Here is a 13,783-nt window from a genome sequence, read left to right on the forward strand (position 1 = left end):
CAATTTCAATAAATTAGTTTTACTTCTTTCAACTGAAATTTTCGTAAGCCTTCATTTTCGGTATCCACCAAAAGCTCGCCGATATTAGACACGCCTTTTATTATTCCGTTGAAAAGTGAATTTTCGGAAGTTTCAAATACTGAAACCTTTCCCTTTTGGAATAAATTTTCCTCGTAGTTGAATTTCATTTCTGAAAAATCGAAAGTTGAGAGTTTTTTTAGTTTTTCGAGCATATTTCTCAGAAGTACATCCTGCAATTCTTCGAGCTGGAATGTCTCACCTGTTTCAAGCTTCATTGAACTAGCCTGTGGCAGTTCGTGGAAGTCGGTTTCATTCACATTGATTCCCACTCCTATAATCGCATATTTAACAGTGTTTCCCGTCAATACGTTCTCTATTAAAATACCGCCAATTTTTTTATTGGCTGACAATATGTCGTTTGGCCATTTAATACTTAATTTGGGCACATTTAGACTTTGAAGCGTCTTCAATAGAGCTAAAGAAACTGCCATAGAAACCCCAAATTGCATTTCTATATGTAGCTTATCAAAAGCTTGAAACACACTAAACGTAAGGCTTTGGCCTTCCTTGGAGAGCCACCCATTCCCCATTTGGCCACGCCCCGCAAATTGTCTTTTGGCCACCACAACACTGGGGTTTGGCAATTGCGTTTCTTTTGCCAATTGCTTTAAGTACGTATTGGTAGAATCGATGGCATTAAGTTTGATTATCTTCAAAACGATAATTATGTTTAGTATTACGCCTTTTAAGGCGCTTCAAGAAACAAAAAAGTAATAACTTTGCACAATAGAAAAGAAAAATAATTAATGCAGAAAAAACAAGCAGGAACAGATCAACTTATTGCTCAAATAATACGAGGGATTGAAGATGTTAAGGGAAATGATATAGAAATTCTTGACCTAAGAGATATAGAAAATACCGTTTGTGACTATTTTATAATATGCAATGGTACCAGTAATACCCAGGTGAATGCCATTGTAAATTCCGTTCAGAAATCAGTAAGCAAAGCACTTAAGGAAAAACCGTGGCACGTTGAGGGCAGCGACAACGCGGAGTGGATACTTATGGACTATGTGCACGTGGTAGTGCATGTTTTCCAAAAGCACATTCGCGAGTTTTATGATATTGAGGGGCTTTGGGGCGATGCAAAATCGGTTAAAATAGAAACAACACATTAAAAAAAGAAAATTGCCTTATGGCCGAAGAAAATAAAAATAAAAAGAACGAATCGAAAAGACCGAAACCTAGCTATTACTGGATTTACGCGGCAATAATTCTATTGTTTTTCGGTATCCAAATCTTTGGGGGTGGAAGTTGGTCGCAACCCGAGAAAACGAATCAAGCAAAGTTTGAAGAGTTTCTGAGAAATGGGGACGTTGAAAAAGTGGATGTCATCAATAAGAAAATTGCGAAGGTATATCTTACCGATGAAGCCAAAAAAAAGGAAATCCATTCCAGCAAAACCAATGCCCCTTCCTTTTTGGAACCAGGGCCGAACGATCCCGATTATCAGTTTGAATTTGGCGACCTACAGCTTTTCCAAGAGGATTTTCAGCAGATTAAAACAGAAAATGGATTATCTACTCCGCTAAATTTTGAAACAGACAATAATGTTTGGGGTGATATCTTAATGGGCATCCTGCCCTTCGTAATTATTATCGCTATTTGGATTTTCATCATGCGAAGAATGTCTTCAGGTGCTGGAGGTGGCGCTGGAGGACAACTTTTCAATATAGGAAAATCAAAAGCCAAGCTTTTTGACGAAAAAACAGATGTAAAAACTTCATTTAAGGATGTTGCCGGACTTGAGGGCGCCAAAGAAGAAGTTCAAGAAATTGTGGATTTCTTAAAGCAACCTGAGAAATACACCTCCCTTGGGGGTAAAATCCCAAAAGGAGCACTGTTGGTAGGACCTCCCGGTACGGGTAAAACACTTTTGGCGAAGGCCGTTGCTGGCGAAGCTAAAGTACCGTTCTTCTCACTTTCCGGTTCAGATTTCGTTGAAATGTTTGTGGGCGTGGGTGCTTCCCGAGTACGCGATCTTTTTAAACAGGCGAAAGACAAATCACCCGCAATTATTTTTATTGATGAAATTGACGCCATTGGCCGTGCCCGTGGAAAAAATAATTTCTCGGGAAGTAATGACGAGCGTGAAAACACACTGAACCAGCTGCTTACAGAAATGGACGGCTTTGGAACAAATACTAATGTTATTGTACTTGCCGCCACCAACCGTGCCGATGTATTGGACAAAGCTTTAATGCGAGCCGGTCGTTTCGATAGGCAGATTTATGTAGATCTACCAGACGTACGTGAGCGTAAGGAAATTTTTGAAGTGCATTTGCGCCCGATAAAAAAAGATGATGATTTAGATACAGACTTTCTTTCAAAACAAACTCCGGGCTTCTCTGGAGCTGATATTGCAAACGTTTGTAACGAAGCAGCTCTGATTGCCGCCCGAAACGGTAAAAAATCTGTTGGAAAGCAAGACTTTTTAGATGCCGTGGATAGAATTGTTGGCGGTCTGGAAAAGAAGAACAAGATAATGACCATGGACGAGAAGCGAGCCATTGCGTTTCACGAAGCGGGACATGCAACCGTTAGCTGGATGCTTGAGCACGCTGCGCCTTTGGTAAAGGTTACTATAGTGCCTCGTGGACAGTCGCTGGGAGCTGCGTGGTATTTACCCGAAGAAAGATTAATTATCCACCCAGAGCAGATGCTTGACGAAATGTGTGCCGCCCTTGGGGGACGCGCTGCGGAAAAGGTGATTTTCAACCGTATTTCAACCGGAGCATTGAGCGACCTGGAAAAAGTGACAAAGCAAGCCCGCGCAATGGTGACCATCTATGGCCTAAATGAAAAAATAGGAAACCTTACCTATTATGATAGTAGCGGACAGTCTGAGTATAACTTTTCAAAACCGTATAGTGAGAAAACTGCCGAACTGATCGATAAGGAAATTTCAGCGTTAATTGAAGGACAGTACCAACGCGCCGTGAAGCTTTTGGAAGAAAACAAGGACAAATTGACCGAATTGGCAAATGTTCTTCTTGAAAAAGAAGTGATATTTAAGGACAATCTCCAGAAGATATTTGGCGACCGCCCTTTCGAAAAACCAGAAGAGGCACCCAGAGTGGCAACTAGCTAATGTTGCCATTTTTGGTTTCGTGCTTAAACTTTGTTTGGCCCGTAACAATACTTCAGTATAGATTTTATATATTTGAAGTTTAACGCAAATATGAACTCCTCAATTCATTATTAATGAGTCTATTCAAAAGACTTTTAAACCCTAATTACAAAAAATCGGAAGAGAAGGCCAAACGTGCCGAAAAAGCCGAACACAGCAGTTATTACCCAGAACAAAAACTTCCCATTGACGAAAAATTCACCTATAATTTTAAGAACAACGGGGGCAAATTTATTTACTGTGAAAATTGGGAAGAGGTTACCGAGGCTTTTGATAATATAATGCTTGAGAATGATTGGTATGAACAGGACGTTTTTTGCGTGAACGATATGCTTACCAAAAAATTTGACGGCTTCAATCTAAACTTCACCAAAAACACAGACTCAAAATTTTTCCTTTCCACGTGCGAATCCTTGGTCTCGAATAACGGCTCCATATTACTTTCGTCAAACCAAATAAAGGAAAAGAAGTTGAAGGAGCTTCCCTTCAATGTTATTATTTTTGCTACCACCAGCCAAATTGTGGATACCATTAGTGAAGGTTTGCGGATTATTAAAAACCAAAGTTCCGGTTCCATTCCCAGTAACATTACTACCATTCAAGACTTTGAAACCGAAAAAGAAAAGGATTTTATGAGTTATGGAAGTAGCACAAAAAACCTATATTTGTTGCTACTGGAAGACTTATAATATGAAGGAAATTCTCGTACGGACCCTTTCGGGCGTATTATACATTTCGATTATCATTTTTGCAATGTTTACTTCGCGCGAATGGTTTATGGGGCTCTTCTTTGTTTTGGCAATCATTACTTTAAGCGAATATTTAAAACTGGTGCACCTTACCAGCTATCTTGCCTATTTTCTACTTGCGGCCGCCTTTTACTTTCTGAGCTATGACGTTTTTGCCGATAATGCTGTTTATCTTCTTTTGATCTTAAGTGGCTTCGTCAATCTTTTTTTGTTGAAAGACGTATTGTGGACAAGCAAAATCCCAATGTTTGAGAAGAAAAAATACATTACCGTGATATTCTACATTATTAGTGGCTTTGTTTTTCTCACTCTTATTCCTGTAATGAATATAGACGGCGAGTTTATGCCAGAAATAATTATTGCGGTTTTTATATTGGTTTGGAGCAATGATACTTTTGCCTACCTCATCGGTTCAAAATTTGGAAAACATAAACTGCTGGAGCGCATTTCTCCCAAAAAGACCGTTGAAGGTTTTGTGGGCGGATTGGCTGGCGCTCTTTTGGCAGGATTTATTATCTTTAAAGTACTGGAAGGTTACAATCCGCTGGATGCTGAAAAGTATCCACTATGGGTTTGGATAGTCATGGCAGTTATTGTGTCTATATTTGGCACCATCGGCGATTTGATTCAATCAAAATTCAAAAGGCAGGCAGGAGTCAAGGACAGTGGAATTATTATGCCGGGCCACGGTGGCTTATATGACAGGCTTGACAGCATTATTTACGCCAGCCCATTTGTTTATGCATTTTTATTAATTGTTGACAATGTTTCATAAAGAAGGATTCAAAATTATATTTATTGCGCTCGTAATCGTTATCGCGCTTAGTCTTTTGGCGAATGTGTTTGTTGAAAACCCAACCATTCGCGGAGGAATTATTATTTCGTTGATTATTCTTTTGCTGTTGGTACTCCAATTTTTCAGAAATCCAAAGCGAAACTTTTTGGTGCATCCGGAGCGGGTCCTATCTTCCGTTGATGGAAAAGTGGTAGTGATTGAAGAAGTTTTTGAAAAGGAATATTTCAACGATAAGAGATTGCAGGTATCAGTTTTTATGAGTCCAATAAATGTTCACGTAACCCGCTATCCCGTTGGCGGAAAGGTGGTTTATAGCAAATATCACCCGGGTAAATTCTTGGTAGCGTGGCACCCAAAATCTTCCGAGGAAAACGAACGCACCACGGTAGTGGTAAATAACGAAACGTTTGGAGATGTGCTTTTCAGACAGATTGCCGGCGCCATGGCCAAACGAATCGTAAATTACGCCGAAGCGGGCCAAGAGGTAGAACAGGCTTCTGACAGTGGTTTTATAAAATTTGGATCGCGCGTGGATATCTTTCTGCCGCTGGATGCAAAAATTAAAGTAGCCTTAAACCAAAAAGTTAAAGGTGGAATTTCAATAATTGCCGAAAAATAATGACTTCAGAAGAGCTTGATATAGCATTTAGAAATGCCGTGAAGAGCATCAATGAGCACACGGAACCTTTTCCCGCAGATGTACTATTGCGGTTATACGCCTACTACAAACGGGCAACGAATGATGCCGATATTCCCAGTGGCGGAAAGCCGCATATCTCGGCATTTAAGACCAACGCACTTTTCCAAACGCGCGGTCTTACCGAGGACGAGGCCAAACAACTCTACATTGAGGCCGTTAATCAATACTTTTTATACCGAAAGTAATCAGGCCTGCTGGGCTTTGTTGAATTTTATCTCGTACTCCTCAATAGCCTCCCTAATCTTTTCCACATTTTCTGAAGCGCGTTCATGTGCGCCCTCCATTGCTTTTTCAAGGTCTTTATCGGGATGTTGAAATAAGTCGGTAATCACGTGGTTAATCTTGTCGATGATGCTTTTTTGGCTGTTTTTAATGTCCTCCAATTTGTGGAGCATCGACTGCATTTGTTCATACTTTGCTTGGTCCATGATTGTTATGTTTTGAGGCAAGTTACACTCAAATGCAGTTGAAAATGAATAAATTAACCTGGATTTAGAATAAATTAAGAGATTTTAACGTCTTCAGAGTTTACTTCAGTCCCGCCAAACTTGCCTTCAAAGTTTCAATCTTTGCAAGCGCATCCGCCTCTTTCTGTCTTTCCAAAGCTACTACTTGCTCCGGCGCGCCGCTCACAAAGCGTTCGTTCTTCAGTTTACCTTGCACACTTTTTAGGAAACCTTCGGTGTATTTCAATTCTTCGGAAAGCTTTGCCATTTCTTCTTCAACGTTAATCGCCCCAGCAATCGGTATAAAATATTCGTTGCTCTTTACACGGAAAGTCAATGCCCCGTCAAGTTTTTCTGAGATGTAATTCAATGCTGAAATATTGCCGAGTTTTGAAATTACGGCATCAAATTCCTTGGAAGCATTGTCGTTGTTCAACACCGAAAGTTCGATCGTATCTTTAAAGGAAATATTCTTCTCTTTCCGAATGGTTCTGATCCCTGAGATTACTTCGGAAGCAAATTCGAAATCCTTTATTATTTTTTCATCAAAAGCTTCCTGTTTTGGCCATTCTGAAATTATCAAAGCTTCGGAAATGTCGCGCTGGGTAATGTGTTGCCAAATTTCTTCTGAAATGAATGGCACAAAAGGGTGCAATATTTTCAAATTATCTTCCAAAACTGAAATCACTTCCAAATAAGTTTTTTCTGAAATTTTTTCTCCGAAAGGCGGTTTTACCATTTCCAAAAGCCACGAACAGAAATCGTCCCAAACCAATTTATAGGTTGCCATTAAGGCATCGCTGATGCGGTATTTGCTGTAATAGTCTTCAATCTCGGCAAGCGTTTTTTGGAATTTGCTGCGGTACCATTTTAGGGCAATGATGTCGCTTTGCGATTGCTCCTTTTCCAAATCAACTTCCCAGCCATCAATCAAACGGTAAGCGTTCCAGATTTTGTTCACAAAGGCACTCCCCTGTTTGCAAAGGTCTTCGTCAAACATTAAATCATTCCCCGCAGGTGAGCTCAAAAGCATCCCCACACGAACGCCATCGGCTCCGTAGGTATCCATCAAATCAATTGGATCTGGCGAGTTACCCAGCGATTTGCTCATCTTTCTACGCTGCTTATCGCGCACGATTCCCGTTAGGTACACATTTGTAAACGGTTTTTCATTTCGGTATTCATAACCTGCGATAATCATTCGGGCAACCCAAAAGAAAAGAATTTCGGGCGCGGTAACGAGGTCATTGGTTGGGTAATAGTAATTTATTTCTTTGTTGTCTGGCTCTAAAATTCCATTAAATACTGAAATAGGCCATAACCAAGATGAAAACCAGGTGTCCAAAGCGTCCGGATCTTGGGTTAAGTCGGTAGCATTTAATTGGTCATTGCCTGTTTTTTCTTGCGCTAATTTTACCGCTTCTTCAATAGTTTCCGCAACAACAAAATCCTCTTTTCCGTCGCCATAGAAATAGGCAGGAATTTGCTGTCCCCACCACAATTGACGGGAGATGTTCCAATCGCGTACGTTTTCCATCCAGTGGCGATAGGTGTTAACGAACTTTTCGGGAACTAAGTTTACATCTTTTTCAAGCACGGCATCCAAAGCAGGTTGCGCAAGCTCCTTCATTTTAAGAAACCACTGATCGCTCAGTTTTGGTTCTATCACAGCGCCGGTTCTTTCACTGGTCCCAACCTTGTGCATATGGCTTTCAATTTTTGAAACCACGCCCATTGCTTCAAGTTCCTTTACAATTTCCTTGCGAACCACAAAACGATCTTTTCCTTCGTAATGCAGACCGAAACTGTTTAGGGTTCCGTCATCATTCAGGATATCTACAATTTCAAGATTGTGCTTATCGCCCAGCATTTTATCATTCTCATCGTGGGCAGGTGTAACTTTTAGACACCCTGTTCCGAATTCCACATCAACATATTCGTCTTCAATGATTGGAATTACACGATTGCAAACCGGAACGATGGCTTTTTTGCCGCGCAGGTGAGCAAAACGCTCGTCATTTGGATTTATGCAGATCGCGGTGTCACCCAAAATGGTTTCCGGGCGCGTGGTGGCGATGGTTAAAGTTTCATCGCTACCATCAATTTTATAGTTTAGGTAATAGAGATTGCCTTGTTTTTCTTCGTAAATAACTTCTTCGTCAGAAAGAGTGGTCTTTGCCTGGGGATCCCAATTTACCATTCGGTAGCCGCGGTAAATATTTCCTTTTCGGTATAGATCAACAAATACCTTTATCACCGAAGCTGACATATCTTCATCCATGGTGAACTTGGTTCGTTCCCAATCGCAGGAGGCGCCGAGTTTCTTCAACTGCTCTAAAATAATCCCACCGTGCTTGTGGGTCCATTCCCAAGCATGTTGCAAAAATTCCTCGCGTGAAAGGGTTGCTTTGTCTATTCCTTCGGCTTTCAATTTTGCTACAACTTTGGCCTCGGTAGCAATAGAAGCGTGGTCCGTGCCCGGTACCCAGCAAGCATTAAAGCCCTGCAAACGCGCACGGCGAATCAAAACATCCTGTAAAGTATTGTTGAGCATATGGCCCATGTGCAGCACTCCGGTAACATTCGGTGGCGGGATGACGATGGTGTATGGCGTTCTTTCGTCCACTTCAGAATGGAAATATCTATTCTCCATCCAATAGCTATACCACTTGTTTTCAGTCTGTTTTGCATTGTATTTTGCCTCTAAAGCCATACTTTGGTCTGGTATTTGTGTAATGATTTGCAAAAGTAAATATATCTAAAGGATAATAAAAGTGAATAAGTTATTTTGCTTGTTGTTCAAAAGTTATATACTTTAGCAATCATTAAAAACATAAAATCATGAAAAAATTAGCTCTTATAGCTCTTGTTGCGCTTATCGGTTTTACCGCCCAGGCACAGCAAGCAAAAATCAGTTTCAAGGAAGATACTGTGGATTATGGCACTATCGCTAAAGGCAGTGACGGCGTTCGCGTATTTGAGTTCACTAACACTGGCGATGCCCCGCTTATCATTAGTGATGTAAAGTCCAGCTGTGGCTGTACTGTTCCAAAAAAACCTAATGGTCCTATCGCCCCAGGGGCAAGTAGCACCATTGAGGTTAAATATGATACTAATCGTGTGGGTCCAATTCGGAAAACGGTTACGGTGTATTCAAACGCAAGCGAACCAATGGTAGCTTTAAAAATAAAAGGCGAAGTTATGAGCGACTCAGCAAGCGTTCTGGAAAAAAGCTAAAAAAACTACACTTTATAAAAAGTCCGGTTGAAGTTAAAATTCAACCGGACTTTTTTTTAGAATACGCTTTTAAGAGTAAACTTAAATTTATTTATATAATCTCCTCGCTTTATTTCCAGCGAAATCCGTTTGCCTTCATCGGAAGAAAATATTTCAATCAATTTATATAATTTATATTGATAGCAAGGCTTCCCATTTATGGAAATTACCTCATCCCCTTTTTGAATACCCGCTAAATCAGCCGGCGAACCTTCGCGTATTTCTGCAACGATATATTTGGGCACCAGGGAAAAATGAACCTCGGTTGTTACTGAAATACTGTTTGCGCTCAGACTTTCATTCTGATTCATTCGGTTAGTGTTTACACTTGCTTGCCGTTCTTCCTTTACAAGTTCCATACCTTGATGCTCCAGTGTCAAACCACTCATATTATAATGGAAAGGTTCTTTAAACTTTCTATTCTTTTTGAAGCGAACCATTTTGTTGGCATAATCAAAGGTTACAGTAAACCTGCTCAAAAAACCTCCGCCCACACTGCCGTCGCGATCCTCGTAATACCGTGCCTTCACAATAGCCTCCTCTTCGGGAAAAGATGTATTAACTTCCTTTAATTGCAATCCGCCAACCGAAAGTTTGCGAATTCTAGTACGCTTACCAAAAATGTTCCCGCTCAATCCCAGTCCCAAAAAATCCTTAAAGTAGTTTGGCGGTGATTCCTGGATAAAGCCGGCCGCATCAAAAAGCCACATAACATCGCTCGATCCAGAATCCACCAATAGCGTGACTTCCTTACTGGCGTTTTCAGATTCTACTTGAAGCGAAAAATAAGATTTCCCGCCCACAAAGTTCAAGGGCAGATCCTCACATTTTCTGCAAGCTTTCAATTTGTTTTTCTTTGGATTATAAATGGTAATGACCTCTGTGGCGTAGTTTATTTTTACTATAAAATTCTGAAAAAATTCATTCCCCAAAATGCCATGAACCGGTATGCCCATTCGAGGCGAAAAACTTAGCGTACTGTCAAAAATTATATAGAGGTCATGGTCGTTATCTATGGCGCTTCCCACTTTTACCTTGTTATTTAAACTTCTTAAAGCTTCAACCGCCCCGCCTGAGCCAAGCCCTTGCAACATAACCGGATTGGTATTACGAAGCTGGAGACTGTCCGCTTCCTCCAAGCTAAACAGAATGGTAGATTTTACACCCGTATCAAGTATAAAGGAAAGCGGCGTGCCATTGATTTCTATTTGAACAATGGGCAGATTGTTTACCAGTTTGAAAGGAATTTTATCCCTCTTTTTATTATTTTGAAGAAAAAAGCCTATTTGCGCCACCGAAGCAACCGAAAAACAAAGAAAGAACAGAAGTACAAGGGCTTTACGCAAAATTTTAATAGTTTTTTTGAAAACAATTGAAGATATAAAAAAAAAGCCGAATGTTGGTTGGGGCAGAGTGGTTTTATAAAATATATTTTGCAACTTTGCCACAAACAATTTCATTATGCCGACAGTTTCACATAAAGGGAAAAACATGCCGGAATCACCTATCAGAAAGCTGGTTCCCTACGCCGAAAAAGCCTATAAGGCAAACAAAACCGTCTATCATTTAAATATAGGCCAGCCCGATATAAAATCGCCAGAAATTGCGATGGAAGCCGTGGCACACCACCATTTGGAAATCCTAGCCTATACCCGCTCAGAAGGGTCGCAGGAATACCGTGAAAAAATTGCAGATTATTATAAAAAGAACAACATTGCGGTTGAGGCCAATGACATTATCGTAACAACTGGCGGAAGCGAGGCCCTGCTCTTTGCAATGGGCAGCATTGCCGATGCAGGCGATGAAATAATTATTCCCGAACCCTTTTATGCGAATTACAACGGTTTTGCCACGGCATCTGATGTAAAAATTGTGCCCGTCATCTCAAAGATTGAAGACAATTTTGCCTTGCCGCCAATTTCAGAATTTGAAAAACTGATTACCCCAAAAACAAAGGCAATCCTTATTTGCAACCCCGGAAATCCAACAGGGTATCTCTACTCTAAAGAAGAAATACAGACCTTGGCCAAAATCGTTAAAAAACACGATTTGTTTTTGGTCGCGGATGAAGTTTACCGCGAGTTTACCTACGACGGCTATAAACATTATTCAATTCTCGAAGAACCAAGCTTGGCCGAAAACGGAATCATCATCGATTCGGTTTCAAAAAGATATAGTATGTGCGGCGCGCGCATTGGTTGTTTGGTTTCAAAAAACAAACAGGTTATCGCAACTGCCTTAAAATTTGCGCAGGCGCGTTTAAGTCCGCCCACCTTTGCCCAGATTGCAAGCGAAGCGGCATTGCAGACGCCCCAAAGTTACTTTAATGAAGTAATCACCGAATATCAGGATAGAAGAAATACTTTGGTTGCCGCCCTCAAAGCCATTCCCGGCGTACAAGTGGGTGAGCCCAAAGGCGCTTTTTATTGCATTGTCCAACTTCCAATAAAAAATAGCGATGCCTTTGCACAGTGGCTTTTGGAGGAATTTGACGACAATGGCGAAACCATCATGGTAGCTCCTGCTGCAGGTTTTTATTCCAGTCCCGGGGTTGGGTTGAACCAAGTGCGAATTGCTTATGTTTTGAAAAAGGAAAGCCTTATCAGAGCGGTTGAAATCCTAAAACTTGCGCTTCAAAAATATAAGGATTGATGCGGGTTGAAGAGAACAAATCGCTTAAAAACCACAATACTTTTGGCATAGCCTGCAATGCGCGTTATTTTGTTTCGGTTGAAACTATTGACGAACTGAAACAGGCTCTTTCAGAAAAGCGTTCAAAAGAACTTTTCATTCTCGGCGGCGGCAGTAATATGCTGTTGACGGGCGATTTGGACGCATATGTTCTTCACATAAATTTAAAGGGAATTGAAATTTTAAAGGAAACCGAAACCGAAGTTTTGGTAAAAGCAATGGCCGGCGAAAACTGGCACGAGTTTGTTCAATATTGCATCGCGAACGATTTTGGCGGGTTGGAAAACCTTTCTTTGATTCCGGGGAACGTTGGCACGGCGCCCATTCAAAACATTGGCGCCTATGGCGTGGAGCTAAAAGATACATTTGTAAGCTGCAACACGGTTGAAATTGAAACTTTAAAAGAAAAGGAGTTCACAAAAGGAGAATGTGAATTTGAGTACCGAAATTCCATCTTCAAAAATGAGGCGAAGGGAAAGTACATTATTACCAGCGTTACTTTCCGACTGACCAAAAAAAATCACAAAACAAGTATTTCTTACGGCGATATTCAAAAGATTTTAGCCGATAAAAATATCGAAACCCCTTCAATAAAGGACATTTCGGAAGCGGTAATCGCCATTCGCCAATCAAAACTTCCCGACCCGAAAGTTTTGGGCAACAGCGGCAGTTTCTTTAAAAATCCGGTTGTGGATGCTGAAACCTTCCAAGAGTTCCGAAGAAATTTTCCCGAAGCTCCTTTTTATGAAGTTTCGCCTACGGAATTTAAAATTCCAGCAGGCTGGCTTATTGAAAAAGCAGGATTTAAAGGCCAGCGTTTTGGCGATGCGGGCATCCACAAAAATCAAGCGTTGGTTCTCGTAAATTACGGCAACGCCACGGGCAAGGAAATTTGGCAGCTCGCCATGGAAATCCAAAAAAAGGTAAAGGAAATGACCGGCATCTATATTGAACCGGAAGTAAATGTTTTTTAATTTGCATTCAGCAAAGCATCTACAACGTAAACCGAACCATTTGATCCTTCCACACTGCCTTTAATCACCTTCGCGTTCACGCCCTTCCCATTAGAGACCATAAGCCCTTCCCCGGATTTTGTTACGGTGAGCGTAGTGCCGGCAAGCGTTTTAATTGTCGCCTTTCCGCTTTTATCGATGGTTTGCAGCAAGGTTGATTTGTCATAATTCCCTTCAACGATATGTGATTTCAGCATTATTATCAACTGCTCCTTGTTTTCGGGATTTGAATAGAAATTTCGTTTTTTAGCCGGAAGTGATTCAATAGCTGTATCTGTGGCGCCAAAAACCGTAAAAGGCCCAGAATTGTTGGAAAGCAAATCCGTCAATTCGGCGGTAACAAGGTAGCTCGCAAACCTTTTTAAATAACCATCGTTCATTACTCGGGCCATCACACTTTTTATAACCGCAATGTCCTGTTCGGTCAAATCTTTCTTTGCCGCCCTCTTTTTTGGCAGTTCCGGAGCGGCCTCAACTGCTACAGATTCGGTTTCATTTTTATCTGGATTTTGGGAATCATTTTTACAGGAAAAAGTGAGAAGCGCAACAAGCGAAAGAATTAAAAAAGTAGTCGGTTTTAACATCGTTAAATTATTTAAAATTGAGGCTAAAAATACTTAAATTCTGAGCACAACAACAAGAAAGATTGTATTTTTGCACCCTAAATACTTAAGATGAAACTTTTACTTATCACATTAGCTTTATTATTACTTGCCGTTGCGGGAATAGCCATAAAATTATGGGCCAAAAAGGATGGAAAATTTGCAGGCACCTGCGCCAGCCAGAGTCCTTTTTTAAACAAGGAAGGCCAATCGTGCGGCTTCTGCGGAAAAACCCCGGACCAATTTGATACTTGTAAGGAAGATACCCACAAAATTGAGGCTTCTTCCAATTAACTAAA

General features: G+C 40.8%; 15 protein-coding genes. 10 read left to right on the top strand and 5 right to left on the bottom strand.

Features of this window, described 5'->3' with window-relative positions:
- Nucleotides 1–5 precede the first annotated feature (5 nt).
- Nucleotides 6–737, bottom strand: a complete 732-nt coding sequence (locus MB09_RS09655; protein ID WP_045080689.1) for a biotin--[acetyl-CoA-carboxylase] ligase — start codon at nt 735–737, stop codon at nt 6–8.
- Between the two features lie 90 nt (nt 738–827).
- On the opposite strand from MB09_RS09655, the gene rsfS reads away from it, so the two are divergent.
- The 6 genes from rsfS (at nt 828) to MB09_RS09685 (ending at nt 5,641) form a co-directional block, all read left to right on the top strand.
- Nucleotides 828–1,199, top strand: coding sequence for a ribosome silencing factor (rsfS, locus tag MB09_RS09660; protein ID WP_045080690.1), 372 nt, complete (start codon nt 828–830; stop codon nt 1,197–1,199).
- A gap of 17 nt (nt 1,200–1,216) precedes the next feature.
- A complete protein-coding gene (gene ftsH, locus MB09_RS09665; RefSeq protein ID WP_045080691.1) occupies nt 1,217–3,172 on the top strand; it encodes an ATP-dependent zinc metalloprotease FtsH in 1,956 nt (651 codons plus the stop codon).
- 113 nt (nt 3,173–3,285) lie between these two features.
- Entirely contained in the window at nt 3,286–3,900 is a 615-nt protein-coding gene (locus MB09_RS09670) for an LUD domain-containing protein (RefSeq protein ID WP_045080692.1), read from the top strand.
- Between the two features lies 1 nt (nt 3,901).
- Nucleotides 3,902–4,735: a phosphatidate cytidylyltransferase gene (locus tag MB09_RS09675; protein ID WP_045080693.1), complete on the top strand. Its 834-nt coding sequence runs from the start codon at nt 3,902–3,904 to the stop codon at nt 4,733–4,735.
- Nucleotides 4,725–5,375 (top strand): phosphatidylserine decarboxylase family protein, encoded by a 651-nt coding sequence (locus MB09_RS09680; protein ID WP_045080694.1) that lies wholly within the window; start codon nt 4,725–4,727, stop codon nt 5,373–5,375. The genes MB09_RS09675 and MB09_RS09680 overlap by 11 nt, the downstream gene beginning before the upstream one ends.
- Nucleotides 5,375–5,641 (top strand): acyl-CoA-binding protein, encoded by a 267-nt coding sequence (locus tag MB09_RS09685; RefSeq protein WP_045080695.1) that lies wholly within the window; start codon nt 5,375–5,377, stop codon nt 5,639–5,641. The genes MB09_RS09680 and MB09_RS09685 overlap by 1 nt, the downstream gene beginning before the upstream one ends.
- On the opposite strand, the gene MB09_RS09690 is transcribed toward MB09_RS09685, so the two are convergent.
- Both MB09_RS09690 and MB09_RS09695 read right to left on the bottom strand, forming a co-directional pair.
- Nucleotides 5,642–5,884: a hypothetical protein gene (locus MB09_RS09690; protein ID WP_045080696.1), complete on the bottom strand. Its 243-nt coding sequence runs from the start codon at nt 5,882–5,884 to the stop codon at nt 5,642–5,644.
- Between the two features lie 100 nt (nt 5,885–5,984).
- The gene (locus MB09_RS09695) at nt 5,985–8,615 is read right to left on the bottom strand and encodes a valine--tRNA ligase (RefSeq protein WP_045080697.1); all 2,631 of its coding nucleotides are present in this window, start codon (nt 8,613–8,615) and stop codon (nt 5,985–5,987) included.
- 128 nt (nt 8,616–8,743) lie between these two features.
- On the opposite strand from MB09_RS09695, the gene MB09_RS09700 reads away from it, so the two are divergent.
- Nucleotides 8,744–9,139, top strand: a complete 396-nt coding sequence (locus tag MB09_RS09700) for a DUF1573 domain-containing protein (protein WP_045080698.1) — start codon at nt 8,744–8,746, stop codon at nt 9,137–9,139.
- A gap of 56 nt (nt 9,140–9,195) precedes the next feature.
- Here MB09_RS09700 and MB09_RS16045 read toward each other — a convergent pair whose 3' ends face one another.
- A complete protein-coding gene (locus MB09_RS16045) occupies nt 9,196–10,524 on the bottom strand; it encodes an aspartyl protease family protein (RefSeq protein ID WP_165586696.1) in 1,329 nt (442 codons plus the stop codon).
- A gap of 115 nt (nt 10,525–10,639) precedes the next feature.
- Between MB09_RS16045 and MB09_RS09710 the strand changes: the two genes are divergently transcribed.
- Both MB09_RS09710 and murB read left to right on the top strand, forming a co-directional pair.
- Nucleotides 10,640–11,830, top strand: a complete 1,191-nt coding sequence (locus MB09_RS09710) for a pyridoxal phosphate-dependent aminotransferase (RefSeq protein ID WP_045080699.1) — start codon at nt 10,640–10,642, stop codon at nt 11,828–11,830.
- On the top strand, nt 11,830–12,843 hold the full coding sequence (gene murB / locus MB09_RS09715) for a UDP-N-acetylmuramate dehydrogenase (RefSeq protein ID WP_045080700.1): 1,014 nt from the start codon (nt 11,830–11,832) through the stop codon (nt 12,841–12,843). The genes MB09_RS09710 and murB overlap by 1 nt, the downstream gene beginning before the upstream one ends.
- Here the strand turns inward: murB and MB09_RS15495 are convergent.
- Nucleotides 12,840–13,466, bottom strand: coding sequence for a fasciclin domain-containing protein (locus tag MB09_RS15495; protein WP_052671346.1), 627 nt, complete (start codon nt 13,464–13,466; stop codon nt 12,840–12,842). The genes murB and MB09_RS15495 overlap by 4 nt on opposite strands.
- A 90-nt stretch (nt 13,467–13,556) precedes the next feature.
- On the opposite strand from MB09_RS15495, the gene MB09_RS09725 reads away from it, so the two are divergent.
- Nucleotides 13,557–13,778, top strand: coding sequence for a hypothetical protein (locus tag MB09_RS09725; protein ID WP_045080701.1), 222 nt, complete (start codon nt 13,557–13,559; stop codon nt 13,776–13,778).
- Nucleotides 13,779–13,783: the final 5 nt, after the last annotated feature.

This window comes from Aequorivita vladivostokensis, assembly GCF_000952855.1.
GTDB lineage: Bacteria > Bacteroidota > Bacteroidia > Flavobacteriales > Flavobacteriaceae > Aequorivita > Aequorivita vladivostokensis.

Excerpts from the sequence above, each read along its gene's own strand:
- rsfS (WP_045080690.1), top strand. The coding sequence starts at position 828 with ATGCAGAAAAAACAAGCAGGAACAGATCAACTTATTGCTCAAATAATA.
- ftsH (WP_045080691.1), top strand. The coding sequence starts at position 1,217 with ATGGCCGAAGAAAATAAAAATAAAAAGAACGAATCGAAAAGACCGAAA.
- MB09_RS09670 (WP_045080692.1), top strand. The coding sequence starts at position 3,286 with ATGAGTCTATTCAAAAGACTTTTAAACCCTAATTACAAAAAATCGGAA.
- MB09_RS09675 (WP_045080693.1), top strand. The coding sequence starts at position 3,902 with ATGAAGGAAATTCTCGTACGGACCCTTTCGGGCGTATTATACATTTCG.
- MB09_RS09680 (WP_045080694.1), top strand. The coding sequence starts at position 4,725 with ATGTTTCATAAAGAAGGATTCAAAATTATATTTATTGCGCTCGTAATC.
- MB09_RS09685 (WP_045080695.1), top strand. The coding sequence starts at position 5,375 with ATGACTTCAGAAGAGCTTGATATAGCATTTAGAAATGCCGTGAAGAGC.
- MB09_RS09690 (WP_045080696.1), bottom strand. The coding sequence starts at position 5,884 with ATGGACCAAGCAAAGTATGAACAAATGCAGTCGATGCTCCACAAATTG.
- MB09_RS09695 (WP_045080697.1), bottom strand. The coding sequence starts at position 8,615 with ATGGCTTTAGAGGCAAAATACAATGCAAAACAGACTGAAAACAAGTGG.
- MB09_RS09700 (WP_045080698.1), top strand. The coding sequence starts at position 8,744 with ATGAAAAAATTAGCTCTTATAGCTCTTGTTGCGCTTATCGGTTTTACC.
- MB09_RS09710 (WP_045080699.1), top strand. The coding sequence starts at position 10,640 with ATGCCGACAGTTTCACATAAAGGGAAAAACATGCCGGAATCACCTATC.
- murB (WP_045080700.1), top strand. The coding sequence starts at position 11,830 with ATGCGGGTTGAAGAGAACAAATCGCTTAAAAACCACAATACTTTTGGC.
- MB09_RS15495 (WP_052671346.1), bottom strand. The coding sequence starts at position 13,466 with ATGTTAAAACCGACTACTTTTTTAATTCTTTCGCTTGTTGCGCTTCTC.
- MB09_RS09725 (WP_045080701.1), top strand. The coding sequence starts at position 13,557 with ATGAAACTTTTACTTATCACATTAGCTTTATTATTACTTGCCGTTGCG.